Annotated in this window: 27 protein-coding genes and 1 pseudogene; 15 read left to right on the top strand and 13 right to left on the bottom strand. The window is 71.4% G+C overall.

Annotated features, from left to right (window positions below):
• Positions 1-14 precede the first annotated feature (14 nt).
• The gene (glyA, locus tag ACFV57_RS26460) at positions 15-1292 is read right to left on the bottom strand and encodes a serine hydroxymethyltransferase (protein ID WP_385237252.1); all 1278 of its coding nucleotides are present in this window, start codon (positions 1290-1292) and stop codon (positions 15-17) included.
• A gap of 254 nt (positions 1293-1546) precedes the next feature.
• On the opposite strand from glyA, the gene rocD reads away from it, so the two are divergent.
• On the top strand, positions 1547-2761 hold the full coding sequence (gene rocD / locus ACFV57_RS26455) for an ornithine--oxo-acid transaminase (RefSeq protein WP_385237249.1): 1215 nt from the start codon (positions 1547-1549) through the stop codon (positions 2759-2761).
• Positions 2762-2857: 96 nt separating this feature from the next.
• On the opposite strand, the gene ACFV57_RS26450 is transcribed toward rocD, so the two are convergent.
• Together ACFV57_RS26450 and ACFV57_RS26445 are read right to left on the bottom strand one after the other, a co-directional pair.
• The gene (locus ACFV57_RS26450; protein WP_385237246.1) at positions 2858-4042 is read right to left on the bottom strand and encodes a glutathionylspermidine synthase family protein; all 1185 of its coding nucleotides are present in this window, start codon (positions 4040-4042) and stop codon (positions 2858-2860) included.
• A 40-nt stretch (positions 4043-4082) separates the two neighbouring features.
• The gene (locus ACFV57_RS26445; protein ID WP_385237243.1) at positions 4083-4469 is read right to left on the bottom strand and encodes a hypothetical protein; all 387 of its coding nucleotides are present in this window, start codon (positions 4467-4469) and stop codon (positions 4083-4085) included.
• Positions 4470-4595: 126 nt separating this feature from the next.
• On the opposite strand from ACFV57_RS26445, the gene ACFV57_RS26440 reads away from it, so the two are divergent.
• On the top strand, positions 4596-5549 hold the full coding sequence (locus ACFV57_RS26440) for a hypothetical protein (RefSeq protein ID WP_385237495.1): 954 nt from the start codon (positions 4596-4598) through the stop codon (positions 5547-5549).
• 582 nt (positions 5550-6131) lie between these two features.
• Here the strand turns inward: ACFV57_RS26440 and ACFV57_RS26435 are convergent.
• A complete protein-coding gene (locus ACFV57_RS26435; protein WP_385237240.1) occupies positions 6132-6695 on the bottom strand; it encodes a TetR/AcrR family transcriptional regulator in 564 nt (187 codons plus the stop codon).
• A gap of 137 nt (positions 6696-6832) precedes the next feature.
• Here ACFV57_RS26435 and ACFV57_RS26430 point away from each other — a divergent pair, with 137 nt between their 5' ends.
• The 3 genes from ACFV57_RS26430 to ACFV57_RS26420 all read left to right on the top strand — a co-directional run bounded on the left by ACFV57_RS26430 (position 6833) and on the right by ACFV57_RS26420 (position 8983).
• Positions 6833-7027, top strand: coding sequence for a hypothetical protein (locus tag ACFV57_RS26430; RefSeq protein WP_385237237.1), 195 nt, complete (start codon positions 6833-6835; stop codon positions 7025-7027).
• Between the two features lie 69 nt (positions 7028-7096).
• Positions 7097-8167: an aldo/keto reductase gene (locus ACFV57_RS26425; protein WP_385237232.1), complete on the top strand. Its 1071-nt coding sequence runs from the start codon at positions 7097-7099 to the stop codon at positions 8165-8167.
• A gap of 69 nt (positions 8168-8236) precedes the next feature.
• On the top strand, positions 8237-8983 hold the full coding sequence (locus tag ACFV57_RS26420; RefSeq protein ID WP_385237229.1) for an SDR family oxidoreductase: 747 nt from the start codon (positions 8237-8239) through the stop codon (positions 8981-8983).
• A gap of 38 nt (positions 8984-9021) precedes the next feature.
• Here the strand turns inward: ACFV57_RS26420 and ACFV57_RS26415 are convergent.
• Positions 9022-9204: pseudogene (locus ACFV57_RS26415) on the bottom strand (DUF4158 domain-containing protein); the annotation flags it as partial.
• Positions 9205-9286: 82 nt separating this feature from the next.
• A complete protein-coding gene (locus ACFV57_RS26410; protein ID WP_385237226.1) occupies positions 9287-10723 on the bottom strand; it encodes a PLP-dependent aminotransferase family protein in 1437 nt (478 codons plus the stop codon).
• Positions 10724-10770: 47 nt separating this feature from the next.
• Between ACFV57_RS26410 and ACFV57_RS26405 the strand changes: the two genes are divergently transcribed.
• From ACFV57_RS26405 to ACFV57_RS26395, 3 genes are read left to right on the top strand one after another with little or no spacing between them, the layout of a single operon-like run.
• Positions 10771-11241: a carboxymuconolactone decarboxylase family protein gene (locus ACFV57_RS26405; protein WP_385237223.1), complete on the top strand. Its 471-nt coding sequence runs from the start codon at positions 10771-10773 to the stop codon at positions 11239-11241.
• Positions 11241-11705, top strand: a complete 465-nt coding sequence (locus tag ACFV57_RS26400) for a carboxymuconolactone decarboxylase family protein (RefSeq protein WP_385237492.1) — start codon at positions 11241-11243, stop codon at positions 11703-11705. The genes ACFV57_RS26405 and ACFV57_RS26400 overlap by 1 nt, the downstream gene beginning before the upstream one ends.
• Positions 11702-12445, top strand: coding sequence for an isocitrate lyase/phosphoenolpyruvate mutase family protein (locus tag ACFV57_RS26395; protein WP_385237220.1), 744 nt, complete (start codon positions 11702-11704; stop codon positions 12443-12445). The genes ACFV57_RS26400 and ACFV57_RS26395 overlap by 4 nt, the downstream gene beginning before the upstream one ends.
• A 46-nt stretch (positions 12446-12491) precedes the next feature.
• Here the strand turns inward: ACFV57_RS26395 and ACFV57_RS26390 are convergent, their stop codons facing one another.
• Positions 12492-13235, bottom strand: a complete 744-nt coding sequence (locus tag ACFV57_RS26390; protein ID WP_385237217.1) for a Clp protease N-terminal domain-containing protein — start codon at positions 13233-13235, stop codon at positions 12492-12494.
• Positions 13236-13332: 97 nt separating this feature from the next.
• On the opposite strand from ACFV57_RS26390, the gene ACFV57_RS26385 reads away from it, so the two are divergent.
• The 3 genes from ACFV57_RS26385 (at position 13333) to ACFV57_RS26375 (ending at position 16837) form a co-directional block, all read left to right on the top strand.
• On the top strand, positions 13333-13935 hold the full coding sequence (locus ACFV57_RS26385; protein ID WP_385237214.1) for a TetR/AcrR family transcriptional regulator: 603 nt from the start codon (positions 13333-13335) through the stop codon (positions 13933-13935).
• A gap of 36 nt (positions 13936-13971) precedes the next feature.
• Positions 13972-14754 carry a hypothetical protein gene (locus tag ACFV57_RS26380; RefSeq protein WP_385237211.1) on the top strand — a complete coding sequence of 261 codons (783 nt, stop codon included), beginning with the start codon at positions 13972-13974 and terminating at the stop codon, positions 14752-14754.
• A gap of 355 nt (positions 14755-15109) precedes the next feature.
• Complete coding sequence (locus ACFV57_RS26375) at positions 15110-16837, top strand: mycolysin (RefSeq protein WP_385237209.1); 1728 nt, start codon at positions 15110-15112, stop codon at positions 16835-16837.
• A gap of 624 nt (positions 16838-17461) precedes the next feature.
• Here the strand turns inward: ACFV57_RS26375 and ACFV57_RS26370 are convergent.
• On the bottom strand, positions 17462-17827 hold the full coding sequence (locus tag ACFV57_RS26370; protein WP_385237206.1) for a hypothetical protein: 366 nt from the start codon (positions 17825-17827) through the stop codon (positions 17462-17464).
• 96 nt (positions 17828-17923) lie between these two features.
• Between ACFV57_RS26370 and ACFV57_RS26365 the strand changes: the two genes are divergently transcribed.
• Both ACFV57_RS26365 and ACFV57_RS26360 read left to right on the top strand, forming a co-directional pair.
• On the top strand, positions 17924-18760 hold the full coding sequence (locus ACFV57_RS26365) for a helix-turn-helix domain-containing protein (RefSeq protein WP_385237203.1): 837 nt from the start codon (positions 17924-17926) through the stop codon (positions 18758-18760).
• A complete protein-coding gene (locus tag ACFV57_RS26360) occupies positions 18757-18957 on the top strand; it encodes a DUF397 domain-containing protein (RefSeq protein ID WP_385237200.1) in 201 nt (66 codons plus the stop codon). Before ACFV57_RS26365 ends, ACFV57_RS26360 begins: the two co-directional genes overlap by 4 nt.
• Before the next feature lie 308 nt (positions 18958-19265).
• On the opposite strand, the gene ACFV57_RS26355 is transcribed toward ACFV57_RS26360, so the two are convergent.
• Positions 19266-20588 (bottom strand): tetratricopeptide repeat protein, encoded by a 1323-nt coding sequence (locus ACFV57_RS26355; protein WP_385237197.1) that lies wholly within the window; start codon positions 20586-20588, stop codon positions 19266-19268.
• Positions 20589-20725: 137 nt separating this feature from the next.
• Here ACFV57_RS26355 and ACFV57_RS26350 point away from each other — a divergent pair, with 137 nt between their 5' ends.
• Together ACFV57_RS26350 and ACFV57_RS26345 are read left to right on the top strand one after the other, a co-directional pair.
• Positions 20726-21298, top strand: coding sequence for a hypothetical protein (locus ACFV57_RS26350; protein ID WP_385237194.1), 573 nt, complete (start codon positions 20726-20728; stop codon positions 21296-21298).
• Between the two features lie 137 nt (positions 21299-21435).
• Positions 21436-22101 (top strand): class I SAM-dependent methyltransferase, encoded by a 666-nt coding sequence (locus ACFV57_RS26345; RefSeq protein ID WP_385237191.1) that lies wholly within the window; start codon positions 21436-21438, stop codon positions 22099-22101.
• An 86-nt stretch (positions 22102-22187) separates the two neighbouring features.
• Here ACFV57_RS26345 and ACFV57_RS26340 read toward each other — a convergent pair whose 3' ends face one another.
• The 4 genes from ACFV57_RS26340 to ACFV57_RS26325 form a co-directional block, all read right to left on the bottom strand.
• Complete coding sequence (locus tag ACFV57_RS26340) at positions 22188-23351, bottom strand: trypsin-like serine peptidase (RefSeq protein ID WP_385237188.1); 1164 nt, start codon at positions 23349-23351, stop codon at positions 22188-22190.
• A 355-nt stretch (positions 23352-23706) separates the two neighbouring features.
• Complete coding sequence (locus ACFV57_RS26335; RefSeq protein ID WP_385237185.1) at positions 23707-24414, bottom strand: response regulator; 708 nt, start codon at positions 24412-24414, stop codon at positions 23707-23709.
• A 13-nt stretch (positions 24415-24427) separates the two neighbouring features.
• Positions 24428-24949, bottom strand: a complete 522-nt coding sequence (locus ACFV57_RS26330) for a hypothetical protein (protein WP_385237182.1) — start codon at positions 24947-24949, stop codon at positions 24428-24430.
• 201 nt (positions 24950-25150) lie between these two features.
• Positions 25151-26815: a sensor histidine kinase gene (locus ACFV57_RS26325; RefSeq protein WP_385237180.1), complete on the bottom strand. Its 1665-nt coding sequence runs from the start codon at positions 26813-26815 to the stop codon at positions 25151-25153.
• Positions 26816-26900: the final 85 nt, after the last annotated feature.

Below are 26900 nucleotides of genomic sequence, written 5' to 3'. Positions count from 1 at the left end.
CCCGCCGCCACCGGTCAGGACGGGCCGGCGGCCAGCCCCGGCGCCGGGTAGGCGCTCATCAGCTCGGCGACCTCGGCGCGGATCGTGGCGATGGCCGCCTCGTCGCCCGCGCCCGCGGCGGTCACGCCCCGCGTGATCCAGTCGGCGATCTGCGGCATGTGCCCGGTGTCCAGGCCGCGCGAGGTCAGCGAGGGGGTGCCGACACGGATGCCGGACGGGTCGAACGGCTTGCGGGTGTCGTACGGGACGGTGTTGTGGTTGACGACGATCCCGGCCCGGTCCAGGGCCTTGGCGGCGATCTTGCCGGGGACCTCCTTGGGGGTGAGGTCGATCAGGATCAGGTGGTTGTCCGTACCGCCGGAGACCAGGTCGAAGCCGCGGGCCAGCAGCTGTTCGGCGAGGGCCCTGGCGTTGGCGACGACGGCGTGCGCGTAGTCGCGGAAGGACGGCTGCGCGGCCTCGTGGAGGCAGACCGCGATGGCGGCGGTGGTGTGGTTGTGCGGCCCTCCCTGGAGGCCCGGGAAGACCGCCTTGTCCAGGGGCTTCGCGTACTGCTCGCGGGACATCAGCATGGCGCCGCGCGGGCCGCGCAGCGTCTTGTGGGTGGTGGTGGAGACGACGTCGGCGTGCGGCACCGGTGAGGGGTGGGCGCCGCCCGCGACCAGCCCGGCGATGTGCGCGATGTCGGCGACCAGGACGGCGTCCACCTCGCGGGCGATCTCGGCGAAGGCGGCGAAGTCGATGGTGCGGGGCACGGCCGTACCGCCGCAGAAGATCAGCTTCGGGCGCTCCTTGCGGGCGAGGTCGCGCACCTCGTCGAAGTCGATACGGGCGGTGTCGGCCCGTACGCCGTACTGGACGCCGCGGAACCACCGGCCGGTGGCCGAGACGCCCCAGCCGTGCGTGAGGTGGCCGCCCATCGGCAGCGACATGCCCATGACCGTGTCGCCGGGTTCGGCGAAGGCGAGGTAGACGGCGAGGTTGGCGGGCGAGCCGGAGTACGGCTGGACGTTGGCGTGCTCGACGCCGAAGACGGCCTTGGCCCGGTCGATGGCCAGCCGCTCGACAAGATCGATGTTCTGCTGGCCTTCGTAGTAGCGACGGCCCGCGTATCCCTCGCTGTACTTGTTCTGCAGGACGGTGCCGGTGGCTTCGAGGACCGCGGTGGAGACGTAGTTCTCGGACGGGATCAAGCGCAGCGTCTCGGTCTGGAGCCGCTCCTCGGCACCGACCAGGGCGGCCAGCTCGGGGTCGGCCGTGGCGAGAGCGGGATGGGGCAGGAGATGACTCATGAGGTCCTCCGGGGCGATCGGGTGCGGTTCGGCTTACCGGTCGTGCTCCCGGGGTGCCCAGGCGGGGCGACACCTCGTGGTGGGCCGTGGCTGAACGGCCGCGCGCCGCTCCCTCGGGGTCGCTTCCCCGTGCGCCAGTCGCGGTGCGCGAGGCCAGTCTATCGGGGGGTGTGCGGCGCAACCTTTCTTCGCATACCGTCCGCTCAACGGGAATTTCGTGCCCGCAATCGCCCGTATACCGAACGGAGTCAATGGTGACCCCCACGACATCCACGGAACGCAGCATCGCCGTCGCCGAAGCCCACAGCGCGCACAACTACCACCCGCTCCCCGTCGTCGTGGCCTCCGCCGAGGGGGCCTGGATGACGGACGTGGAGGGCAGGCGCTACCTGGACATGCTCGCCGGGTACTCGGCGCTCAACTTCGGCCACGGCAACCGCCGCCTGATCGAGGCGGCCAAGGCGCAGCTGGAGCGGGTCACGCTCACCTCCCGCGCCTTCCACCACGACCGGTTCGCCGAGTTCTGTACGCGGCTCGCCGAGTTCTGCGGCATGGAGATGGTGCTGCCGATGAACACCGGCGCGGAGGCCGTCGAGACGGCGGTCAAGACCGCCCGCAAGTGGGGCTACCGGGTCAAGGGCGTCCCGGACGGCCGGGCGAAGATCGTCGTGGCGGACAACAACTTCCACGGCCGGACGACCACCATCGTCTCCTTCTCCACCGACCCGGAGGCGCGCGCCGACTACGGCCCGTTCACGCCGGGCTTCGAGATCGTCCCGTACGGCGATCTGCGGGCGCTGGCGGACGCGGTGGACGAGGACACCGTGGCGGTGCTGATCGAGCCGATCCAGGGTGAGGCGGGGGTGCTGATGCCGCCGCCGGGATACCTGCCGGGTGTACGGGAGTTGACCCGCGAGCGCAATGTGCTGTTCATCGCGGACGAGATCCAGTCCGGCCTCGGCCGTACCGGCGCGGACTTCGCCTGTCAGCACGAGGACGTGGTGCCGGACGTGTATGTGCTCGGCAAGGCGCTGGGCGGCGGCATCGTGCCGGTGTCGGCGGTGGTGTCCTCGCGCGAGGTGCTGGGCGTGTTCCGGCCGGGCGAGCACGGTTCGACGTTCGGCGGCAATCCGCTGGCCTGCGCGGTGGGGCTGGAGGTCCTCGCGATGCTGCGGACCGGGGAGTACCAGCAGCGCGCCACGGAGCTGGGCGAGCACCTGCACCACGAGCTGGGGCCGCTGGTGGGCGGCGGCGCGGTGGAGGCGGTGCGCGGGCGCGGGCTGTGGGCCGGGATCGACATCGCCCCGGCCCTCGGGACGGGCCGGGAGATCTCGGAGCGGCTGATGGAGCGCGGCGTGCTGGTCAAGGACACCCACGGCAGCACGATCCGGCTGGCGCCCCCGCTGGTCATCACCAAGGAGGACCTGGACTGGGGGCTGGACCAGCTGCGGACGGTACTGGCCGGGTGACCGGGGGCCGCGCTCCCCTTCAGGCCGCGCGGCCGTGCCCCCTCCGGGCCGCGCGGCCGTGCCCCTTCCGGGCCGCGTGGCCGCAGGGGGCGCGCCTCACAGGATCACGTGGGGCAGGAAGCGGGCGTACTCGTCCGTGACCAGCCCCGCCGACTCCCGGATGCCGAGCCCCGCCGCCTCGTCCTCGACGACCCACGCGCCGAGCACCACCCGGTTGCCGTCGAAGTCGGGCAGCGGGGCCAGCTCCTGGTAGCAGCACGGCTCGTCGCGTACGACCGGGGCGGCGCCTGGCTCGTGGACGGTGACGCCGGCGCCTTCGCGGCCGAGCAGCGGCTTGGCCACGTACCCGGGCCCTTCGGCCAGTTCGCGCGGCCCGTCGAGGTGGGCGGGCAGCAGGTTCGGGTGGCCCGGGTACAGCTCCCAGAGGATCGCCAGGAGCGCCTTGTTGGACAGCAGCATCTTCCAGGCGGGCTCGATCCAGAGGGTGCTGCCGGTGCCGCCGCCGTTGTCGAGGGTGTCCAGGACGTGCGGGCCGAACTCGTCGGTGGCCAGCCACTCCCACGGGTAGAGCTTGAAGCAGGCCCGCATGAAGCGCAGCCGCTGGTCGACGAAGCGGCCCGCCAGGTGGTCCCAGCCGATGTCCTCGACCGGGATGGAGACCGTCTCCAGCCCGGCCTGGCGTGCCGTCTCCTCCAGGTAGGCGACGGTCATCAGGTCCTCGCCCAGCTCGTCGCCCGCGGAGTGGGCGAAGTGCACGGGCGCGCCCGGAGGCAGCAGTTTCGCCTGCTTGCGCCAGGCCTCGACCAGCCGTTCGTGGAGCGAGTTCCACTGGTCGGCGCCGGGGAACCGTTCCTCCATCCAGAACCACTGCGGGCCCGCCGCCTCGACGAGCGAGGTCGGCGTGTCCGCGTTGTACTCCAGCATCTTGGCGGGCCCGGTGCCGTCGTAGCGCAGGTCGAACCGGCCGTAGAGACTGGGCAGTTCGGCGCGCCGGTGCCAGGACTCGGCGACCAGGTCCGCCAGCCGCGGGTCGTCGATGCCGAGGTCGGCGAAGCGCCGGTGCTCGACGATGTGCGCGGCGGCGGCCAGGCACATGCCGTGCAGTTCCTCGACGGCCTCCTCCAGCGCCTCGACCTCGGGCAGCGTGAAGGAGTAGTAGGCGCTCTCGTCCCAGTACGGGCGCAGCGAGTCGTCCGGGTAGCGGGTCAGCGGGTAGATCAGGCCTTGCGCCTCGACGGTCTGCTGCCAGCCGGGGCGCGGCTGTATGGTGTGCCGCTTCACGTGCGGGCCCCCGCGGAGTCCGTTTCCTGCCGCACCGCCGTCACCCGCCGCTGGAGCCGGAGCAGCCGAAGCCGCCGCGGTTGACGGCCGTGCTGTGGCTGAACGTGCCGGAGTCGGCGTAGCGGCCGTTGACGTCGGAGCCGTAGTACCACTGGCCGTCGGTCTTCTTGCCGCCCCCGCCGGTGCCCTTGTTCTTGCCGGACGACGACCCCGTGCCGCCCGTACTGCCGCTGGACCCGCTGCCGCTCTTGCAGGACTTGGAGTCGATGACCCGGTAGCCCTTGACCGCGTCGTAGCTGTTCCGGTCGACGCAGCGCTTGTCCGGTTCCGAGCCGCAGGAGGTGAGCGCTGCCGCCAGCGCCCCCATGCTGCCCAGGACCACCGTGCTCGACCGCAGCCTCCGCCGCGCCTTCGTGTGCTCTGCCATCCCTTGCCTTCCCCCGTACATCCGTGGCAACAGTTTTCAGCCACGTCAGCCTAAGGGCCATGGCCCGTGCCGCCGCAACGGGCCCGCGTCGAACACCGCGCCTACAGTCGATGTGTGCTGCTTGGGATGATCTGTGCGCTCGGTTCGGCGGTCTGCTTCGGTACGGCCTCGGTTCTCCAGGCGGTGGCAGCCCGCGCCACCGCCCCCGGGACCGGCACGGGTTCCGGGGTGGATCCCAGACTTCTCCTGCGCGTCCTCGGCCAGTGGCGTTACCTGCTCGGCCTCGCCCTGGACGGCTGCGGCTTCCTCCTCGAACTGGTGGCGCTGCGCTCGCTGCCGATCTACGCGGTGGGCGCGGCCCTCGCCGCCAGCCTGGCCGTGACCGCGGTCGTCGCCGTGCCGCTGCTGCGGGTGCGGCTGAGCCGGGCGGAGTGGGCGGCCGTGGCGGTGGTCTGCGGCGGGCTGGCCCTGCTGGGGCTGGCCTCGGGCGCGGAGGGGAAGGGCACGGGCTCCACCGCGCTGCGCTTCGGGACGCTGGCCGTCGCACTGGCGATCCTGGCCAGTGGCGCGCTGGCCGGGCGGCTGCCCGACCGGGCGCGGGCGGCGGCGCTGGGGCTGGGCGCCGGGTTCGGTTTCGGCGTCGTGGAGGTAGCCGTACGCCTGATCCCCGACCTCTCACCGGCGTCGCTGGTGTCCAACCCCGCCACGTACGCCCTGCTCGTCGGCGGCGGCGCGGCCTTCCTGCTGCTGACCTCGGCCCTCCAGCGCGGCTCGGTGACGGCGGCCACGGCGGGCATGGTCATCGGTGAGACGCTCGGGCCCGCGCTGGTCGGCGTGGTCTGGCTCGGCGACCGGACCCGTGCCGGACTGGCGCCCCTGGGCATCGCGGGGTTCGCGCTGGCGGTGGTGGGCGCGCTGGCGCTGGCCCGGTTCGGGGAGGCGCCGGAGGAGGCTGGGGCGGAGGGGCCGGGAACGGCGGAGGAGCCCGGAGCGGCGGACAGGCCGGGAACGGCGGTAGCGTCCGGGCCCGTCGGCATGACGGCCGGGGCGCCGGAAGCCGAGGAGCCCGGGTGTGAGTAGTTGCGGTACAGGAAGTGCCACTGAGATTGATCATGGTCCGGTTCGCTCTGCACTCGCCCAGTACTTCGCCCGTGACGACGTTCAAGGCGGCGAACAGGTTCGTGGTGCCGTGCCGCACGTAATCGGATGTGCGCTTCTCGCCGGCCGCGAAGGCCACCGGCAGCAGCGGCTGGGTGCGGTCCAGTGCCTGCATCTGGGTCTTCTCGTCCACCGACAGCACCACAGCATCGCCGGCTGGGCCCAGATACAGTCCGACGACGTCGGCGGCCTTGTCCGCGAATGCGGGGTCCTTCGACAGCTTGAAGGTGCCGATGCGGTGCGGCTGGAGGTGCTCCTCGCGCCAGACGCGGGCGACGTAATGCCAGGACACCGAGATGCCCTCGCACCGTTTGAGGTGGCCGGCCAGTGCCCGCGTCGACCAGGGGGACAGGCCCGTGCCGGCCGGCGGCGACATCCGCGTCAGCGCGAACGTACGCAACCATCCCGACGGTCCTCACCAAGGTCTGGGGCGCCACGACCGCCGCGGCCGCAGCCAAGCCGTCCGGCGTCGGCCGACGCCCCGCCGAACCGTTGGCGTATCGCTCAGCGGGGCCTGAGTCCGTCGACGACGACGTCCAGCATTCGGTTCAGCTGGGGGCGCTGGTCGGGCGCGCCGGCTACGGAGAGCAGACCGGCGAGGATGCCGCCTACCTCGACCGGGTCGATGTCGCTGCGCAGTTCTCCTGCTGTGGCACCGGCCTCAAGCACCATCGCCAGGACCTGCTGGACCTCGTCGCAGACCGGTCCGGTGCCGAAGCGGCCGGAAGCGCTCATGGCGACCAGGGCCTCGCAGATTCCGCGTCGTTCACCGGCCCAGTCGGCGAATCGGAGCATCCACGCGTGGAGGGCCTGCGCGGGCGGCTTGGTGGCCAGCAGGGTGCGGGCATCTTCGCGCAAGGGCCGGATCTGGTCCCGGTAGACCTCTTCGACCAGATCCTCTCGGGTGGGGAAGTGCCGGTACAGGGTGGCGTTCCCCACTCCCGCGCGTTTGGCGATCGCGTCCAGCGAGATCGCGCGTCCGGACGCGAAGGCTTCGGTGGCCGTGGCGATCAGATGCTCGCGGTTGCGCTGCGCGTCGGCGCGCAGGGTGCTGCGTGGAGGTGTCATGACCTTCGCGATCGTGAGTGGCGGATGAGGCTCGGGAACGATTCGGGGACTCCCCCGTTTAGTGTACGGTGAGACAACCGGGGAGGTCCCCGATTACGGGTGGTCCCACCCATCGCTTCAGCGACGGAGGGTTTGCCATGCCTGCAGCTCCCATCGCCGGGGGAACGACCGCGATCGGCAGAGCGACGGCCGAGCCGCTGCCCGCCCGCCGCTACCAAGGCGCGGCCACGGACAGCGAGTCCCTCGCGCGAGCGCAGTCCGCCTCGGACGCCGCCGGCTGCATCACCGGCCAGGACATCACCGGGGCCGGCGGCCACGGGCCCGGCGCCTGAAACCCGGGCGAGCCGACCGCCGATCCGCGCCTCTCGAACGCCACGACCCGCACCTCACAGGAGAACACGATGGCACTCACTCTCGACACCTATCGGCTGCTGGGCCGTTCCGGACTCCGGGTCTCACCGCTGGCGCTGGGCACGGCGACCTTCGGCACCGAGTGGGGCTGGGGCGCCGAGCGCGACGAGGCGCGCAAGCTCTTCGACCGCTACACCGAGCTCGGCGGCAACTTCTTCGACACCGCCAGCACCTACACCAACGGCAGCTCCGAGCGGCTGCTCGGCGAATTCGCCCGCACCAACCGCGACAAGATGGTGCTGGCGACGAAGTACTCGACGCTGCGTCAGCCCGGTGACCCGAATTCCGGGGGTACCCACCGCAAGAGCATGCTGGCGTCGGTGGAAGCCAGTCTGCGGCAGCTGAACACCGACTACATCGATCTGCTCTACGTGAACGTATGGGACTTCAGGACGCCGGTGGAGGAGATACTGCGGGGCCTGGACGACCTGGTGAGGCAGGGCAAGGTGCTGTACGTGGCGATCTCCAGCGCCCCGGCCTGGCAGGTGTCGCGTATGCAGGCGATCGCCGACCTGCGCGGCTGGTCGCCACTGGTCGCACTGGAGACCGAGTACAGCCTGGTCGCGCGCACCGCGGAGCGTGACCTGATCCCGATGGCACGCGAGATGGGACTCGGCGTGGTCCCCTTCTCCCCGTTGGGCGGCGGGGTACTCACCGGCAAGTACAGCCGGGAGGACCAGAACCAGGCGGGCTCCGTGGTCGGCGAAACCGCCAGCAGCCGCAAGAGCCTCAACGTCGCCCTGGGGTGGGTCACCGACCGCAACCTTGCCATTGCCGACGCGGTGAAGGAGGTGGCCTCGGAGCTGGGCCGCACACCCGCCCAGGTCGCGCTGGCCTGGGCCCTGAACGCCCCGGGCGTGACGGCACCCATCATCGGCGCCCGCACCATCGCGCAGTTGGAGGACAACCTGGGTGCCCTCCAGGTCGATCTCGCTCCTTCCCAGCTGGCCCGCCTCGACGAGGTCAGCGCCATCGACCTCGGCAATCCGCACGACCTGCTCGCCAGCGATCACATCCGCACGGTCACCACAGGCGGCCTGAAGATCAAAACCATCGGCTGATTCGCTTCACGCTCAGCGGCATCCGGATATATCGACACCCTTTTGATGACGGAACGGAGCAATCTCGTTATGGGTGAGTACAGCGAGAAGAATGTAGTGATCACGGGGGGCAGCAGCGGCATGGGGCTCGCGCTGGCGGAGCGGCTGGTGCGAGGCGGAGCCCGCGTGGTGATCACCGGCCGTTCTCAGGACAAGCTCGACGCGGCACGCGAGCGGCTCGGCGAGAATGCCGTGGCCGTCCGGGCGAATGCGGCCTCGCTGTCCGACCTGGATATGCTCGCCGGCCGTGTAGAGAGCGAGCTCGGCTCGATCGAGGCTCTGTTCGTCAATGCCGGCATCTCCCCCCTCACGCCCCTCAAGACGACGACCGAGGACGTGTACGACGAGCTGTTCGCGATCAACGTCAAGGGCGCCTTTTTCACTGTGCAGAAGCTCGCTCCGCTGCTGAGCGCGAACGCCGGCATCGTCCTCACCACCTCGATCGCGAACGTCATCGGCATGGTGGACACCAGCGTCTATGCGGCCGGCAAGGCGGCGCTGCGCTCGATGGCTCGCACCTTCTCCCGCGAGCTGCTTCCGCGGGGAATCCGTGTCAATGCGATCAGCCCGGGTCCCATCGACTCGGGGATTCTGGAAACGATGAACTTGTCCAAAGAGGCCGCCGACCAGTTCAGGGCGGAGCGGACCGCGAGCAACCCCATGAAGCGCTACGGCACCGTCGAAGAGTTCGCCAAGGCGGCCGCATTCCTCGCCTTCGATGCCACGTACACCACCGGCATCGAGCTGGCCGTGGACGGCGGCGAAACCCAGCTCTGAGCTCGTCTGCCGTCCCGCCACGGGCGTAAGGCCCGCTACCGTTCGGCCGCCGTACGGGCCTCCGGCACCTGCCGGGCCGGCACCGACACCCCCGGCAGCAGCACCCGGTTCTTCCGTAGCCATGTCACCGCGTGGTCGAACAGCGCCACCGGCGCCTCGGCGTGGGTCCACGCCCGCCCGTACAGAAACCCGCGGAACTCCCGCCCCCACGCAGCCGTATCCCGTGCGCTGGCCGACCATGATCAATCTCAGTGGCACTTCCTGTACCGCGACTACTCACGCCCGGGGCCCACCGCGAGCGGTCTACGGCGCGGGCGGCAGGACCCGTAGCAGCGCCTCCAGGACCCCCGCGAAGGCGTGGTCGGGCGGCCTGCCGTACGTCACGACCAGCCCGTCCCGCGCCCCGGCGCCACCCGCCCCTCCCTGGCCCCCGGAGTGCGCGAACGTACTCAACCCCTCCAACGCCAGCCCCTGCCACCGGGCTGCCTGAACAACCGACTGCTCGGTGCCGGGCGGCAGTTCGAGGACGACGTGCAGCCCCGCCGCGATGCCGCTGACCCGGATGTGCGGGGCCTGTTCGGCCAGCGCGGTGACGAGCTGGTCGCGGCGGCGCCGGTAGCGCAGCCGCATACCGCGGACGTGCCGGTCGTACGCGCCGGAGGCCATGAACTCGGCGAGCGTCAGCTGTTCCAGCGCGCTGGTCTGCCACTCCCCCTGGCTCTTGAGGGCCAGCACGGGATCGACGAGGTGGTCGGGCAACACCATCCAGGCCAGCCGCAGTGCGGGGGCGAGGCTCTTGCTCGCGGTGCCGAGGTAGGCGACGCGGTCCGGGTCGAGTCCTTGCAGGGCCCCGACCGGCTGCCGGTCGTACCGGAACTCCCCGTCGTAATCGTCTTCCAGCACCAGTCCGCCGCCCGCGCGCGCCCAGTCGATGACGGCGGCGCGGCGGTCGGGGTGCAGCGGTACGCCGGTGGGGAACTGGTGCGCCGGGGTGAGCAGCGCCGCCCGTACGCCGGGCAGGTCCGCCAGCCGTCCGGTGTCCGCGCCCTGCCCGTCGACCGGGAGCGGGGTGGCGCGCAAGCCGGCGCGCGTCAGCACGTCGCGGTGGAAGGGAAGGCCGTACGCCTCGGTGCCGACCTCGCGCGCCCCCGAGTCCCGCAGGACGCGGGCGAGCAGGCCCAGGCCCTGCATGAAGCCGGTGCAGACGACCACGTGCTCGGGGTCGGTCCGCACGCCGCGGGCGCGCGCCAGGTAGTCCGCGAGCACCTTACGCAGTTCGGGGCGGCCGAGGGGCGGGCCGTAGCCGAACGCGTCGTTGGGGGCGGTGGTGAGCGCGCGGCGGGACGCGGCGAGCCAGGCGGCGCGGGGGAAGCCGGAGACGTCCGGGGTGCCGGGCCGCAGGTCGTAGCGTGGGCGGTCGGGCACCGGGGTCCGGGCGGAGCGCCGGGCGGGCGGTGCGGAGCGGGACGGTTCGGCGCGCCGGGCGACCCGGGTGCCGGACCCCTGCCGGGCGCTCAGCCAGCCCTCGGCGACCAGCTCGGCGTACGCGTCGGCGACGGTGTTGCGGGCGATGCCGAGGTCGGCGGCGAGCGTACGGGAGGACGGCAGCCGGGTGCCGGGCGTCAGGCGGCCCGTACGGACGGCTTCGCGCAGGGACCGCATCAGGCAGACGCGCAGCCCGCCGGGACCGGTGAGGTCCAGGTGCAGGTCACGGCCGAAAGTGGCCCAGGAATCGTCCATACGAATGGACCATACCCGTGCGCCAATGTCGGCGTAGCGTCACTGTCATGACGACGAATCCCCAGCACGGACACCATCAACCCCGGATCGCCATCGCGCGGAACGCGCCCGAGGTCTACAAGGCGATGGTCGCGCTCGACGCGGCCGCCAAGAAGGGCCTGGACCCGGCGCTGGTCCACCTGGTGAAGATCCGCGCCTCGCAGATCAACCACTGCGCCTTCTGCATCGACATGCACATCAAGGAGGCCCGCAAGGAGGGCGAGACCGAGGAGCGCGTGTACCTCCTCAACGCCTGGGAGGAGGCCGGCGCCCACTACACCCCGAAGGAGCAGGCCGCCCTCGCCCTGACCGAGGCTGTCACCGTCCTCACCGACGGCTTCGTGCCGGACGCGGTCTACGAGCGCGCCGCCGCCCACTTCGACGAGGCCGAACTGGCCCAGCTGATCGCCCTGATCACCACCATCAACGCGTGGAACCGCTTCGGCGTGACCACCCGCATGACTCCCGGGCAGGCATGATGACGACCACCACCGACTCCCCCCGCCTCGACTTCTACAAGCGCGCCCCGGGCGTCTACCAGCCCCTGCTGAACGCGCACCTCGCCGCGAAGAAGGGCCTGGGCGACGACGTCCTGGCCGAGCTGGTCCTGATCCGCGCCTCGCAGATCAACCACTGCGCCTTCTGCCTCGACATGCACATCAAGGACGCGCAGAAGGCCGGAGTCTCCGAGGAGCGCATCCACCTCCTCAACGCCTGGGAGGAGGCCACCGGCCACTACTCCGCCAAGGAGCAGGCCGCCCTCGCCCTCACCGAGGCCGTCACCGTCCTGACCGACGGATTCGTCCCGGACGCGGTCTACGAGCGCGCCGCCGCCCACTTCGACGAGCCCGAACTCGCCCACCTGATCTCCCTGATCACCACCATCAACATGTGGAACCGCATCAACGTCGCGGTCCGCCAGCCCATCGGCGGCGGGGCGTGACCGCAGCCGCCCTGCGTGCCCTGCACCACGGCCGGGCGGCGGACGACCCGCTCGTCCTGCCCGGCCCGTGGGACGCGGAGAGCGCGCGGATCTTCGCGGCGGCCGGTTTCCCGGCCCTGGCGACGCCGAGCGCGGGCATCGCGGCGTCGCTCGGGTACGAGGACGGGAGCACGCCGCCGGACGAGATGTTCGCGGCGGTCGCCCGGATCGTGCGGGCCGTGGACGTACCGGTGACGGCGGACCTGGAGGCCGGGTACGGGCTGCCCGCGCGGGAGCTGGTGGAACGTATCGCCGCGACCGGCGCCGTCGGCTGCAACATCGAGGACAGCGAGCGGGGGCAGCTCACCGGCGCGGCGCGGCAGGCGGACCGGATCGCGGAGATCCGGGCCGCTGCGGGCGACGAGCTGGTGATCAACGCCCGTACCGATGTGTTCCTGCGCGCGGCAGGCGATCCGGGCGGGACGGACCTGGCGGCGCAGGTGGCGGAGGCGGTCGACCGCGGGCTGCGGTACGCCGCCGCGGGCGCCGACTGCGTCTACCCGATCCTCGCCCCGCCGGAAGTCCTGCGGGAACTGGCGGACCGGATCAAGCTGCCGGTCAACGCCATTGCCATACCGGGCGGCCCGTCCCCGCGCGAGCTGGGTGTGGCGGGCGCGTCCCGGGTCACCTTCGGCGGCGGGCTGCACCGCCGCGCGATGGACTCGGTGCGGGCGACGGCGGAGGCGCTCCGTAACGGCTGACCCGGCGAACGGGGGCGGCGGCGCACCGGCCGCCGCCCCCGCGCGGTCACGGCCGCTTCGACCTGGCCGCGACGATCTCCGCCAGGGCCGCGACGACGTCGGCCTCGGACGCCTCCTTGGTGATGCCGAGGCCGTTCAGCAGGCCCTTGCCGTCCTCCAGTTCCAGCAGCGCGAGCAGGATGTGCTCGGTGCCGACATAGTTGTGGCCCAGGCGCAGCGCCTCGCGGAAGGTGAGTTCAAGCGCCTTCTTCGCCTGCGCGTCGAACGGGATCAGCGCGGGCATCTCGCCGGCCGCGGCCGGGAGTGACTCGGCGACACGCTGCCGTACGGCGTCCAGCGTCACGCCCTGCGCCACGATCGCCCGCGCCGCGAGGCCGTCCGGCTCGGCCAGCAGGCCCAGCACCAGGTGCGGCGGGCCGATCTCGGGGTTGCCGGCGGCGTGGGCCTCGTTCTGCGAGGTGACCACCACGTTCCGGGCCCGGTCCGTGTACCGGCTGAAGCCCTGGCTGGGGTCGAGGTCGGAGGCCTCGCCGGGCGTCTTGGGCACGAACCGCTTCTGGGCGGCCTGCTTGGTGACACCCATGCTCTTGCCGATGTCCGTCCAGGAGGCGCCCGAGCGGCGGGCCTGGTCCACGAAGTGGCCGATCAGGTGGTCGGCGACCTCACCGAGGTGCTCGGCGGCGAGTACCGCGTCGGTCAGCTGGTCCAGCGCGTCGGGGTGGACCTTCTTGATGGTCTCGATCAGGTCGTCGAGACGGATCGGAGGGGTGCTCCCAGTGGGTTGCGTCATGCGTCAACCGTAAGTTGACGCCCTCAAGTCGTCAACCCCCGGTTGACGATCTCGTCTCGCTCGCTTTAACAGAGTGCCCGCTCTACTATTGGCGGCGATGCGTACCGTCAACCCCGAAGAGCACGCCCGCAAGCGGGCCCACATCCTCGACGCCGCCGCCCAGGAATTCGCCGCGTACGGCGTCGACGGCACCTCCACCGCGCGCATCTGCCGCGCCGCCGGGATCAGCTCCGGCACGCTCTTCCACTACTTCGCCACCAAACGCGACATCTTCCACGCCCTGTTCGCCGACGACCTGCCGCGCAACGCCGAGGCGTGCGCCCGCGCGACCGCGCAGCAGCGGCCGGAGGACGGCATCCGCCTCCTCGTGGACCACCTCCTCACCGACCTCGCCGACCCGCTCGTGCCGGGACTCGCCGCAGCGGTCGTCTTCCAGGTCAACCGGGACGAGGAGTTCGCCCGGCTGATCATGTCCGACACCGCGCAAGTACGGGCCGCGCTGGAGACGTTGACGGCCCGGCTCGCCCAGGAGGGGCGACCGCTCCCCTTCCCGCCCGAACGGGTCGCCGCTTGGATCCAGGGACTGCTGGACGCCGCGTATCTCTCCGCCGGGGAACCGGACTTCGACGCCGCGACGCACGCGGCGGAACTGCAACGCATCGTTGCCTGGCTGACCGGCGCCGATGCGTCCGACGCCTGAACGCGACTCACATCTCACCACAGGGGGAACCAGCCGATGACCTACGACGAGACTCCGGAGACCGTGCCACCCGCACCGAAGGTTCCGCTCTCCAAGGGGCCGTTGACAGCGCACGACCGGACGACCGTCGGCCCCACCGCCGGCGAACGCGCCGTACTGTGGGCGGGCTTCCCCGCTCTGGGTGCGGTGGCGTTGTGGCTGGTCAGCAGGGCGGCGGGCTGGGTGGCGTCACTCCCGTGGGCCCCGATGCAGGGGCCGTTCAAGCTGATCGCGTCCGCGCCGGAGCCGCTGCTGTCGATCGGTTCCGTGGTCGTCGGTGTCCTCGTCGGCCTGGCCGTCGCGTTCTTCGCCGAGCGTGAGTACGTGACCGCCGACATCGGGCCGGACCAGGCCGCCCTGACCGTCGACGGAGTCACCCGGACGGTGCCGCGCGCGGCGACCGCCGCGGTTTTCCGGGACGGCAAGAACCTGGTACTCCTCGGCCACGACTCCGCCGAACTCGCGCGCCTGCGCGGCGACTTCGACGCGGACCGCTTCGCGGCCGCCTTCGAGCGGCACGGCTACCCGTGGCGCCCGGAGGGCGATCCGTACGCCGCCGACTTCCGCCGCTGGGTCGCGGCACAGCCCGACCTTTCCAGCACCGCCCACGCCCTGTTCAAGGCCCGCGCGCACGCCCTGAAGAAGGGCGAGAAGAAGGACGCCGAGCAGCTCCGGGAGGAACTCGCCAGGGTGGGCGTCGTCGTACGGGACGGCAAGGACAAGGCGCAGCACTGGAGGGCCGTCCGGCCGGCTCAGGAGACCGACACCCCCGCCGAATGAAAGCACCGCCCCCGAATCACACTAATCACTGTGTGTAGCCACCCCACCCGACTTTCACCGCCTCCCGAAGCAAGTGATTCCTGACACCGAAGATTTTTGTTATACCGCAACACCGCTGGTCAGGCGCACAGTTCGCGCCTGGCCGACGTTTTTCCGCACGTCATGACATGTGCAGGGCATCGTGTAGGGTTTCGATCTCTGTCACCCAGGGTGTTGTTCTGGCCAGCGATCGGGTCCCCTCGTCGCACGCCTCGGCACCCCGGTGGACAGCGCGCAACTCCCGCACAGCGGTGCCCGCGTGGACCGGACCTGGTCGGCCAGGTCCTGGCCGTAGGCGCCGCGGAAAGGTTTGCCCATGTCCCCGAAACGGGCCTTGAAGAGACGCGTCCTGCGGCCGGTCCCCCTCGTCGCGCTGGCCGGCGCCGGCGCCTGTCTGGCCGTCGTCGTCGTACCGTCCGCGTTCGGTACGACCGCCCCGGCCACCGCGTCCGGACCGGCCGCGAAGAGCGGCACCTGCACCATCCGCTCCACGGGCCAGCACTCCGAAGCTCCCCCCAGCTGCCTCGGCGTCACCGCCTCCCTCGACCACCTGCCCGCCGTCGGCGAACAGGCCACGCTCACCGTGGACGTGAAGGCGCAGGCGGACGTCAAGAACGCCGGCCTGGCCGTACAGCTGCCGCCCTCGCTGCGAATAGCCGACAAGGACTCCGGCCTCACCACGCCCACGGCGGACGCCTTCGGCCAGCGCACCAGCCAGAAACTGGCCCTCACGCCGGGCACGCGCTCCGTGGAGATCAAGGTCAAGGCCGTCGCAGCCGGGCCCGCGCAGATCCAGGCGGACATCAGCGACATCGACCGCCCCGACCCGCGCCGCGCCGGGCACGACTCGGTGGAACTCACCGTCGGCACCGCCAAGGGCTCGACGGACGAGGGCCTGTCGGTGATCAAGGGCCGCGCGACCAAGGTCAACGGCCCCGGCCCCGGCCAGCGCAAGCCGCGCAAGGTCACGCCCAAGACCCCCGCCCCGGCACGCGCCTCGACTGCCACCGCACCGGCCGCACGCGCGCAGGTCTGCGTCGGCGGCACCTTCCGCAACCGCTTCCAGTCCGCCGAGGGCGGCAACTGGAACGCCAAGGCCAACCGCGACGAACCGGTCAGCAACGCCAACGTCACGCTTTGGGGCAAGGCGACCGCCAACGGCGCCACGCAGAAGCTCGCCACGGGCATGACCGGAAACGGCAACGGTCAGTTCAATCTCTGCTACACGCCCAGCACCGCTGCCACCTCCACGGCCTGGGTGGAGTTCCAGACGCAGGCCGGCGGCATGTGGTCGGTAGTCGACCGCAACGGCAGCCGCTACGCGACCACCTCGTACGCGCTGAACAACGTCTCTCGCAGCACCAGCCTGGGCAACGTGTACGCCAACCAGGGACAGAGCCGCGCCTGGCACGTCCTGGACACGCTCAACAAGCTCTGGTGGAACCGCGGTTCCACCACCAACTGCTGGGCGTCCAGCCAGCAGAACGGCCACTGCACCCCGATCACCGTGCAGTGGTACCCCGGCTCCACCGACGGTACGTACTGGATGTCGGGCGAGGACAAGATCCACCTCGCGGACGACGACCCGGACTCCGAGCACACAACCGTCCACGAAGCGGGCCACGCCCTGATGGGCAAGCTCTACCGGGGCTGGTGGCCGCAGGTCACCAACTGCTCGCCCCACTACGTCAGCCGCACCTCCTCCGCCAGCTGCGGCTGGACCGAGGGCTTCGCGGACGCGGTGGCGTTCCACACGTTCAACGACACCACGTTCTACTGGGGCAACGGCGCCTCCCAGAACCTCGCCAACGACCGCTCCACCAGCGGCATCGACCCGGGGGACGCCTGCGAGGCCCGCGTCGCCACCACGCTGGTCGACCTGTGGTCCCAGGTCGACGGCGACTGGACGAAGAGCAACACGATGATGGCCCAGAACCCGCAGTCCAGCTTCCGCGAGTACTTCGTCACCGACCGTCCCGCCCACGGCCTGGACACCGGTACGACGGCGCGCAACATCCTGTGGAAGCACACCATCTCGTACTGACGCCTACTGACTGATGTCAGCCGCACGAAGCGATACGTGGGCCGGGCCGATCGTCGGCCCGGCCCACGGTCGTCGCGGTTACGGCGGCCCGTGCCGTGCCTCACCGACGCTGTTCCCCCTCTCCTCATCGTGGACATCTGCTCGCGATCCGTCACACCCCGATACGAGGCACGGCCCGTTCCCTGCTGGTGCGGGCGTGATCGACCTCGGCGCTCAGCACCTGTCCGCACTGCCGGCACGGGGCCCGCGTCACGCGGCAGAGCCTGCCTTTCGGGTCGTAATCGAATACGTCGCGTACCACCCCCGTACATCGATGGGTACGACACGGAGCAGTCCCGATCGCCTGCCTTTCCGGCGGGGCCGGGTAGACGGCGTTCTTGTCGCAATGCAGACAAGGGAACGGGTCAGTCCGTCTTCGTTGGCCACATAGGCGATCCTCTCAGCACGATTGCAGCGTGGGCAGATCCAAGCCATGAGCGCGCCCTCCAGTAGGTGCGCGGCGCAGTATTCCGCGCCTGCACCGCCGATTCGGCCCTGCCGCCCAAGCCATCACCTGCACAGGGGACATGAACCCGCCCGACCGGCGCGGCGGCGCGCCCGCCGTTGCCGACGCGCCGCGGAATTTCATTCCCCCCGCTCCCCGACAGGCCTGGAAAAGACACTGACGGGCTCCTCCGTATGCTTCTCGAACTGCCGGTGCCCGGTCTTGGCCGCATGCTCCCGCATCCAGCCGTTGGTCTGCATAGGGGTGTCCCAGGCGCAAGAACGCGCGCCACACTCCGTGCCGCCGATTTCGGTGACACATTCGGCGACGTGTTTCCGGATGCCGGTGATCTGGATCTCCAGGTGGGGCGGCGCGGGGGTGGGGGTTGTCATGAGATGACCCTCGGTTCGGGGGGAGTTGGGGGCGTCGTCGCCGCCACTGGTGCGCACGAGGAGCACGCCGTCGTGCCCGCATGAGCACATGAGCCGGTTGAGGTGTTCGGACAAGTTTGACTCCTCTCCGTAGTGGTTCCACTACCGGAGGGGTTCAGCGTGGCCTAGAGTCATCGTGTCTTCAACGTTCCGCAAGCGGAGGGCACATTGGTGAACCGCAAGGAGTTGAATCCCGAAGCAAGTCCGGTAGCAGCCTTCGGCGCGCGTCTACGCAGCTCACGCGAGGCGCATCGTTGGACGCAAGACGACCTCGCTGCACGGGTCGGCTACTCCGGCCGACACATTTCGGCAGTCGAAACCGGCCGCAAACCGCCAACTCTTCGGTTCTCGCGCGGCCTAGATGCCACCTTCGGATTCGCCGGAACCGCAGAATCTTTCGAGCGCGCACTGGGGGAGATCCGCAACGGCAGCCTGTTGGAGGGCTTCCCGGAGTACCTGGGGCATGAGGCTCGGGCAGCAGAGATCCGCCTGTTCGAAGTCGGGGTGATCCCCGGGCTGCTCCAGACACCGGAATACTCGACAGCCATAGAGGAGTGCAGCGCCAGGCGGGGAACGATCACCCCTGAACAAGCCGCAGAGCGGGTAGAGAGCCTCGCAGAACGGCAGGCCACACTGGTCAGGCGCCTCCCACCCATCGTGATCGTGGTTCTCGACGAGAGCTGCATCCGGCGACCGATCGGAGGGGCCGGGGTCATGGGCCGGCAGTTGGATCGGCTGATCGAGTTTGCGGATCAGCCCGACACCCTCCTCCAGTTGGCTCCGTACACCATGGGCGAACGCCGCCCGTTCAATCGACTCGTGAACCTGCTGACGCTGCCGGACCGTTCTCTGATGTCTTACGTTGAGTCCCAGACGCACGGGAAACTAGATCGGGAGCCCACATCTGTACTGCCGCTGATGAGGGCCTACCATCAACTACAGGCTGAAGCGCTGTCCCAAGCGGAATCCGTAGTCCTGATCCAGCAGTTGCGAAAGGGCATCCCGTGACCATCGAATCCCCCCGTTGGTTCAAGTCCTCCTACAGTGGCAGCGGCGGGTCATGCATTGAGGTCGCCACCAACCTCGTTGCCACACACGGCGTAGTCCCTGTCCGCGACTCCAAGAGCCCCAACGGCCCGCACCTGACGTTCAGCGCTGGCGCCTGGTCCGGATTGGTCGAGTTCGCCCGGCACGCCGCCGTCTGAGCTCAGCAGAACGGTCCCAGCCCCGTCACTCCCCCACCGGAGCGGCGGGGCTCTCGCATGTGTGCGCCGCGTTCCCGGCCTCGGAGAACAAGGAAACAGCCCGTCGCAACGGGCGAGAGGCCGTCGGCAGCCTTGCCGGGCATGCCCAGGGTGACCGGCAGCTCCGGGGCCGGCACGCCCTCGTGCTCGATGGTGGTGCGATCGGGCATGAGGTCGGCGACGGTGGATGCACGATCACGGGCGTTACGGCCATCCCCTCAGCGTGCGGATGCCCTGTTCACAGCGCACGTCACCCATGCCCGGACGGGTCAAGCAAGGAGCTGGGCAGCCGTCTGCCTGAGCTGCTGGGCTTCGCTCATTCCCTCGAAACGTCGCAGCCGTACCCGCATGTCCCGCACCGCGGCCTGAACTTTCACCGAGCGGATGCCGTCGGCGCAGTCGAGGAAAGTGCCCCAGGAGGTGAGGGCTCCGTCGAGGTTGCCGCGACGCAGTCGTACGCCGGCGAGGTCGGCGTGGACGATGGCGCGGGTGCGGCGGCGGTCGAGGCCGTGGATGTCGAGGGCGAGGTGGAGGTGTTCTTCGGCGGCGGGCAGGTCGCCGAGGCGGGAGAGGATCATGCCGGATTCGTGGGCCCAGCGGCCGGGCGAGTAGTGCGCCGCCCAGGAGTCGCCGGGGGTGGCGGCCGGGCGGCCGATGGCCGCTTCGGACGCGGCGAGGTGCTTGGTCGCCAGGGGCCGGTCGTCGTCCTGGGCTGCGGCGGTGGCGAGGGTCGCCTCGTAGTAGGCGATGGCGCGGGCGTTGCCGAGGTGCTTGCCGTGTTCGACGCAGGCTTCGCCGAGTTGGACGGCTTCGGCCCGGAAGCCGAGGTCGACGCACTGGACGGCCAGGCCGCGCAGCGCGGTGGCCGACAGCTCGGGGTCGCCGGCTTCGTCGGCGAGGCGGAAGGCGTGCGCGTAGTAGCCCTGGGCCAGTCCCCGCAGTTCGGGGGTGTCGCCTTCGTCCTGGGCCATCCATCCGGCCAGGTGCATGAGCTGGGACGCGGCGGCGAACAGGGCGCGTCCGGTCGCTTCGGTGAAGGAGCCGTTGAGCCAGGGTGCGACGTCGTCGGTGAGGTAGCGCACGGCGAGGTGGCGGGCGTGGCCGCCGCCGAGTTCGGCGGCGGAGTCGCCGAGCGAGATGACCATGCGCTGCACGGCGGCGACCTCGCCCTTGCCGACGCGTACCGCGCCGACGGGCGGGTTCTTGGTGCGGCGGGTGATGCTGTCCGGGTCGGGCAGGCCGAGGGCGGCGAGGGCATATCCGCTGGACGCGGTGACGAAGTTCCGGCGGTCCACGTCGCTCCTTCCCAACTCCAGGGCTGAGGTCACGGTATCGGTGCCGGCGTCCGCTGGAGGCTGCGTGTGCGGCGCGTCGATCACGCGGACGTCCAGATTCAACACCTGGGCGATGTAGGGCCACCAGTAGGCGGGCGTCCGGTCGCTCTTGAGCCAGCGCAGCGCGTACTGACGCTGGAGCCGGGTCGGGTCGCCGCATTCGGCCCGGCCCACCGCGCGGGCCAGGTCGGTCGGGCCCCACCCGCGCGCGGTACAGGCGTGCCGGATGAGCTGCGCCACCTCGGGGTTCTTCGGCATCCCGGCCTCTTCCTGGACTACGCGGGCCTACACGGGACTACGCCCTGGCCTCTCCCCCGGCGGTCTACCCACGCCTTCACTGAACTGCACGCCTAAACAGTGGAGTTGTCGGCACACGGACACGGGAGCGACAGAATATGGACTCGGCATTGAAGCGCCCGTCGGAGTCGGCCGGGCAGCGGGCTGCGGTCAGCCACGTTGCTCCTGCCGACCGCGACCTGGCCTACGACGCGGACGCCGGGCAGATCAGGCTCCCGGTCACCGTGCACTTCACCGACGGCACCACCGAGGAGACCGTACTGCGCCTGGGGCCGTGGCCGGCTGGAACTGTTCGCCGTCCAGATCGAGCAGGCCATCGCGATCACCCGGTGGACGAGGTGCTGGCGAACCGGCTGTTCGGGGCCGCGGTCTCGTACCTGATCACCGCGATGGAGATGTGGGGCCGGCACCTGGAGCTGTGCTGCGGCCGCCTCGTCGACCTGGCTGTCCACGTGTTCATCCTGGACACGAAGAATTACCGCGACTTCTGCCACCAGCACTTCGGCGGGAAGTTCCTGGAGCACATCCCGGAGATCGCGTTCAAGTACGACGGCAGTGTGGAGCGCACTGCCAAGGTGATCGCCGACGCCGGCTTCGAGGTGGACTGGAAGCTGTGGGAGCGCGATTACGCGGCGTGCGGCCCGTGCCGTCCAGGGGAGGAGTGCCACTGACCGCCTGCACGCTGACGGCCCGGGAACGCCTGGCGTTTCCGGGCCGACGGCTGTTCGGGTGGCTTCGGGGCGAACCGCCGCGAGGAGCAGGGCGGGCCGGTACGGTGCCAGGTCCCGTCGATCTCCCGAGGAGCCGTATGCCCCGTGCACCACGAACCCCGGCCGAATACTGGGACACGTACAAGCCGTACCGGGGCGACGGGCCTCAGCCGCGGCCTGACACCGGCCGGTTCGCATGGACGCAATACCCCGGCCACGGCCCCGGAGCCGAACTCCTCGGCTCGCCCCGCCGGGCTCTGGACCTCGGGGCTGCTGAAGGCAAGGAAGCCGCGTACCTGGCCGAACGCGGCGTGCGGGTGACCGGCGTCGACCTCTCCACCGTCCAGATCGCCCGTGCCCGCGCCTGGTGGCAGGGCCTGCCGAACCTGGACTTCGTCCACGGTGAGGCGTGCTCTTATCTCACCGAGGCCCCGGAGACGTACGACGCGATCTACTCGGTATGGGGAGCTGTCTGGTTCACCGACCCCGATCAGCTCCTCCCGCTCATCGCGGCCCGGCTGGCTCCCGGCGGCGTGTTCGCGTTCTCCCAGGCCGAGCCGTCACCGCACGCGTACGGTCCAGAGGCCTTGCGGGGCAAGTGGCTGGAGGGCCGTGAGCGAGAGCTGACCGTACCGCGCTGGCAGTACCCGCCCTGGACCTGGGCCGAGCACCTCAAGCGGGCCGGCTTCGCCCATGTGGACGCATGCACCCTGCCGGCACCGGACAAAGAGCGGTCGGGCACGCTGTTGGTCGTTGCCCGCTGAGCTCGTTCTTGATGGTCCGACCTGGACCCCGGCGATCTCGGGCGGGAGGGGAGCCTGCCGGGCCCGGGAGGGTTCTCCCAGGAACGTCACGCGAATTTGCGGCTGATCCCCTCGAAGACCCGCTTCGCCTCCGCGCCCAGGTGCGGGCCTGCCAGCCAGGTGTGGTTCAGGGAGCCGATGGAGCTGTTGGAGACCAGGTAGGTGCGGCCGCCGAAGTTGGTGAACCAGCCGCCGCCCGAAGTGCCGCCGGTCATCGTGCAGCCGATGCGGTACATGGCGGGGGTGCCCTGGGCCATGGTGAGGCGGCCGGGGCGGGCCGGGCAGTTCATCATCCGGGCGCCGTCGTACGGGGGCGCGGCCGGGTAGCCGAAGGCCTGGAGTCCGCTGACGCGGTCGGCGGAGGGGGCGCCGAACCACACCGGCAGCGCCGCGCCGACGGTTTCCTGGAGCGACTTGCCGCCGCCCCGCTCCGGCTTGACGTGCAGGACGGCGAAGTCGTACGCGGAACCGGCGTTGCCGGACTGTGTGCTGCCCATGTCGATCCACTCCCCGGACGTGGTGATCCAGTTCGCCCACCACACCCCGTACGGCGCGACCTCCTGCGCCGGGGCCCGGCCGACCTGGCTCATGGGCAGGCCCTGGTCGTTGTAGGACGGCACGAAGACGATGTTGCGCATCCAGCCGCCGCGCTTGCCGGCGTGCACGCAGTGGCCCGCGGTCCACACCAGGTTCGACTTGCCGGGGTGCGCCGGGTCCTCGACGACGGTGCCGGAGCAGACCATCGGGCCCTGCGGACTGTCGAACATGATCTTGCCTATGGGGGCCATGTGCTGGTGGTAGGGGCGGGCCACCTGCCGGGCCTGGACCGGGCGCGGTTCGGGGTCGGTGCCGCCTGCCGCCACGTCGGCGCTGTTGGTGGTGACGTCCGGCGTATTCCTGGCCTCGGCCATCCGGGACGGGTTCCACAGGTCCTCGATGACGGGGTTGACGAACTCGGAGGCCTTGCGGGCCCACTGGTCCCAGTCCTTCCAGCCGCCCTTCTGCCACTTCTTGACGTCGTCGAGGCTGCTGGGCATCCCGCTGGGCAGGTCGGGGCCGCCCGCGTCCGCGCCGCCGCCCTGCCGGTCCGCGATGGCCGAACCGCCCGGCGCGGGCGCGGCCTTGTCGTCGCTCGGACCGCAGGCGGTGGCGGTGGCGAGCAGTGCGACCGCCGCGGCGGCGGCCACGACGGTACGGCGTATGGCAGGCATGGAGCGGTTTCCCCCTGGTACGTCCGGCGAGGCGGCATTGCTTGACATGCCCCCGGCCGGGGGCGCCTCTACTATGCCTGTGCTTCACGCAGGTCCGGTGACCAGGGGTTGCGCTCACACCGGAGATTTTTACCGAACGTGATCTTGCGGACGCGCCGGATGCGGTGGCGGTGCCGGATGCGGTCACGGTCGTGGTGGCGGCGGCGGTGCCGGATGCGCTCACGGATGCGCTCGCGCTCGCGGTGGCGCGCCGGGGCCGGCGCGCGCCGTCTCGTCGCGCCGTCCCGGCGGGACGCCGGCCGCCGCTCGGTGATCGGCCCCCGCCCGGTGCCCGGTCCGCCGCCCGCCGCCCCCTTCAGCCCGCCAGACCCGCCTGATGCGCCAGCAGCGCCGCCTGTACCCGGCTCTCCGTGCCGGTCTTGTCGAGGATGCGTCCCACGTGCGTCTTGACCGTGCCCAGGCCGATCTCCAGACGACGGCCGATGTCCATGTTCGACAGGCCCTCGCCGAGCATCGCCAGCACCTCCCGCTCCCGGTCGGTCAGCGCGGCGAGCCGCTGGCCGGGGCCGTCAGGACCGCCTGCGCCGTTGGCGGCGCCGATCCGGCCGCCGCCCTGGAGCATCCGTCGGACGACGTGGCCGGTGACGCCGGGCGAGAGCACCGCGTCGCCGGCCGCCGCGGCCCGTACGGCGCTGATCAGCTCCTGCGGCCCCTCGTCCTTGAGGAGGAAGCCGCTGGCACCGGCCTGGAGGGCGCGGGTGACGTTCTCCTCGTCGCCGAAGGTGGTGAGCATGACGACCTGCGGCTTGGGGTCGAGCCGTACGAGCTGCTCGATGGCGGCGAGGCCGTCGAGGACCGGCATCCGGATGTCCACGAGGGCGACGTCGACCGGCTGCCGGGCGGCCAGTTCGACGGCTTCGGCGCCGTTGGCGGCCTCGGCGACCACGTCGATGTCCTCGGCGTGCCGCAGGATGAGCCGGACGCCGTGGCGGATCATCTCCTCGTCGTCGGCGAGGAGGACTCGTACAGGCTGTCTGGCACGCTCGACGTGGAGATCGTTCATGGGCCCAGGCTAATCATGAGTCCGTGCTGACGGGGCGGACCGGCGATCCGTCCTCCTTCGCGTCCATCGCCACACCGAAGCTGAATTCCCCGCCCGGCTCCTCGCGCAGCGAGCCGGGCACCCCGCCCACGCCGGTCAGCAACGCCTCGGCCATGCCCCGCGTCAGCCGCGCGTCCGGCCGCGGCGCGGGTTCCGGCGCGGGCGGGGCGCCCTTGGTGACCCACTCGCCGCCCCAGGCCGTGAACCGGGGCAGCGCGACGTCACCGGTGCCCGGCCCCATGAAGGCCGCGGTGCCCGCGGCGACGACCACCCGGGCCCAGGTCTTGCCGCGCTCGGGGACGTACTCGCTGAAGACGGTCAGCCGCACCAGGCCGTTGCCGTCGTCCATCCCCCACGGCAGGGTCCACTCCAGCGCCCCCGGCACCGGGTTGATCCGGGTACCGGCGCGCCACTCGCGCCGGTGCACGTCCCGGCACACCTCAAGCACCGGCTCCAGGTACCGGACCACGTACGCGTGCCAGATCTCCACAGCCATGTCGCTCCCCTCGACGGCGGACAGCCGACGACCGGCGGCTGACAGCCGGCGGTCTGGCCGAACGGTAGCCGGAGCGGGGCCCGTCGGCCCGGCCGTACGGAGAATGCGGCTTCTGGTGCGGCACCCCTCGGCGGCCCGAGCGCAGCCCGGCCCCAGCTCACGCCCCCGCCCACGCCCCCGTCTCCGCCTCCGCCCGTCGGCTCAGCGAGCGACCGGCACCGAGAACGTGTCGATGTCGGTCAGGACGTCGGCGCGGAAGCAGTACCGGGTGATCTCCAGGCGTCCGTCGAGGGCCTCGTCGCCGGTGAACGGAAAGATGCAGTCGGTACCGCCGGGCCGGGGCGGCTCGCGGCCCGCGGCGGCGGCGCGGGCCAGGTCGCTGTCGTACAGGTACGCGGCCTCGACGTCGTGCCTGCCCATGCCGACGTGGATGCTGTCCGGGGAAAGCGGCTCCTGGACCGGCCGGGAGCTCTGCACCAGGCCCAGCCCGAACGCCAGCATCGCCCCCACCCCCGCCAGCCCGAGGACGCCGGTCGCGAGGCCGGGCAGGTGGCGCAGGAAGCCGGGCAGCGCGCCGGACTGCCGGTCCTCCTCGGCGGCCAGGTAGGCGGGCTCCGGCCGGGTGGCGGACGCCGACGAGGAGGCGGGGTGCGCGGGGACCGTCGCCTCCACGAGGTAGCCGCCGGGCCCGGTCGGCCCGGTCCGCAGTTCGCCGCCGAGCAGGCCGACCCGCTCGCGCAGGCCGGTCAGCCCGCGGCCGGTGCCGAGGCCGGTGGTGGCCTCGGGGGGTGTCGGCGGCGCGCCGTTGCGGACGGTGACGCGTACGCGGTCGTCGGTGTGCTCCACGGTCAGTTCGACGGACGCGCCGGTCGCGTACCGGTGGACGTTGGTCAGCGACTCGCGGACGACGCGGTGCACCGCGCGCCGTACCCGCGGTTCCAGGGCGTCGAGGTCGGGGCCCTGCCAGCGGACGGTGATGGTGATGCCGGCGGCGCGGGACTCCTCGGCCAGCGCGTCGATGTCCGCGCGGGTGCCGGTGGCGTCGGTGAGGGCCTCGGTGCCGGTGTCGCGGCCGAGCGGGCCGAGGACGCCGAGGACCGCGCGCAGTTCGTTCATGGCGTCCCGGGTGACCGCGCGGACCTGCGCGGCCTCGTCCTTCAGCTCGGGCGCCTTGGTGGCGAGGGCCATCTCCAGGCCGCCGCTGTGCAGGGAGATCAGACTGAGGCGGTGGCCCACCAGGTCGTGCATCTCGGCGGCGATACGGGAGCGCTCCTCGACGCGGGACGCGCTGTCGATCAGGCGGCGGGCCTCCTCCGCGGCTGCCGCGCGCTCCCGCAGGGCCACCATCAGGCGGTCCTGCTGCCCGCGTGAGCTGCCGACCAGGCCGGGGACGAGGACGCCGACACCGCCGACCACGATCCCCTGGGCCAGGCCGTAGCGCCAGCTCCCGTAGTGGGTGCCGGCCGTGCCGACGATCGCGGTGAGGACGGGGAGCACCGTGGCGGTGAGGAGGACGACCGTACGGCGGCGGGGGTCGTCGACGCGGCGTATCGCGTCGTAGGCGGCGAGGGCGGTGAGCATCCCGCAGATCGGCAGGGCGCCCGCGAGCAGGGCGAGGATCAGCAGGCTGGTGACGGGGAAGCGCCTGCGGAACGGCAGCAGCGCCGCCGCCCCGGCGCACAGGGCCAGTTTCGCCTCGGTCGGCAGCAGCTCGAAGTAGCCCATCGCGTAAGGCCCCAGAGCGCCCAGGACGCCCAGGTAGCCGAACGCCGTGCCGGCCTCCAGGAGGGCGGCCAGGCGGCGCCGCTTGCGCCGGCGCGGCGGGGCGGCCGGATGCGGCCGGGTCGTCGGCGGCGTGAGGGGCATGCCCTCGATTATCCGTACGGCGGTGGCGGAATCGCTGGACCCTGGGAAGGAGGCGGGGCCGGGCGGGTCTGTCCGAAGACAGACC

It is taken from the genome of Streptomyces sp. NPDC059788 (assembly GCF_042732265.1).
Lineage (GTDB): Bacteria > Actinomycetota > Actinomycetes > Streptomycetales > Streptomycetaceae > Streptomyces.
The sequence above is the reverse complement of the archived record's forward strand: the minus strand, read 5'-3'. Positions and strand labels throughout refer to the sequence as shown.

Bases quoted from the DNA above. Each gene is read 5' to 3' on its own strand.
- glyA (WP_385237252.1), bottom strand. From the start codon at position 1,292: ATGAGTCATCTCCTGCCCCATCCCGCTCTCGCCACGGCCGACCCCGAG.
- ACFV57_RS26445 (WP_385237243.1), bottom strand. From the start codon at position 4,469: ATGGCAGAGCACACGAAGGCGCGGCGGAGGCTGCGGTCGAGCACGGTG.
- ACFV57_RS26440 (WP_385237495.1), top strand. From the start codon at position 4,596: ATGATCTGTGCGCTCGGTTCGGCGGTCTGCTTCGGTACGGCCTCGGTT.
- ACFV57_RS26435 (WP_385237240.1), bottom strand. From the start codon at position 6,695: ATGACACCTCCACGCAGCACCCTGCGCGCCGACGCGCAGCGCAACCGC.
- ACFV57_RS26430 (WP_385237237.1), top strand. From the start codon at position 6,833: ATGCCTGCAGCTCCCATCGCCGGGGGAACGACCGCGATCGGCAGAGCG.
- ACFV57_RS26425 (WP_385237232.1), top strand. From the start codon at position 7,097: ATGGCACTCACTCTCGACACCTATCGGCTGCTGGGCCGTTCCGGACTC.
- ACFV57_RS26420 (WP_385237229.1), top strand. From the start codon at position 8,237: ATGGGTGAGTACAGCGAGAAGAATGTAGTGATCACGGGGGGCAGCAGC.
- ACFV57_RS26410 (WP_385237226.1), bottom strand. From the start codon at position 10,723: ATGGACGATTCCTGGGCCACTTTCGGCCGTGACCTGCACCTGGACCTC.
- ACFV57_RS26405 (WP_385237223.1), top strand. From the start codon at position 10,771: ATGACGACGAATCCCCAGCACGGACACCATCAACCCCGGATCGCCATC.
- ACFV57_RS26400 (WP_385237492.1), top strand. From the start codon at position 11,241: ATGACGACCACCACCGACTCCCCCCGCCTCGACTTCTACAAGCGCGCC.
- ACFV57_RS26390 (WP_385237217.1), bottom strand. From the start codon at position 13,235: ATGACGCAACCCACTGGGAGCACCCCTCCGATCCGTCTCGACGACCTG.
- ACFV57_RS26385 (WP_385237214.1), top strand. From the start codon at position 13,333: ATGCGTACCGTCAACCCCGAAGAGCACGCCCGCAAGCGGGCCCACATC.
- ACFV57_RS26380 (WP_385237211.1), top strand. From the start codon at position 13,972: ATGACCTACGACGAGACTCCGGAGACCGTGCCACCCGCACCGAAGGTT.
- ACFV57_RS26375 (WP_385237209.1), top strand. From the start codon at position 15,110: ATGTCCCCGAAACGGGCCTTGAAGAGACGCGTCCTGCGGCCGGTCCCC.
- ACFV57_RS26355 (WP_385237197.1), bottom strand. From the start codon at position 20,588: ATGCCGAAGAACCCCGAGGTGGCGCAGCTCATCCGGCACGCCTGTACC.
- ACFV57_RS26350 (WP_385237194.1), top strand. From the start codon at position 20,726: ATGGACTCGGCATTGAAGCGCCCGTCGGAGTCGGCCGGGCAGCGGGCT.
- ACFV57_RS26345 (WP_385237191.1), top strand. From the start codon at position 21,436: ATGCCCCGTGCACCACGAACCCCGGCCGAATACTGGGACACGTACAAG.
- ACFV57_RS26340 (WP_385237188.1), bottom strand. From the start codon at position 23,351: ATGCCTGCCATACGCCGTACCGTCGTGGCCGCCGCCGCGGCGGTCGCA.
- ACFV57_RS26335 (WP_385237185.1), bottom strand. From the start codon at position 24,414: ATGAACGATCTCCACGTCGAGCGTGCCAGACAGCCTGTACGAGTCCTC.
- ACFV57_RS26330 (WP_385237182.1), bottom strand. From the start codon at position 24,949: ATGGCTGTGGAGATCTGGCACGCGTACGTGGTCCGGTACCTGGAGCCG.
- ACFV57_RS26325 (WP_385237180.1), bottom strand. From the start codon at position 26,815: ATGCCCCTCACGCCGCCGACGACCCGGCCGCATCCGGCCGCCCCGCCG.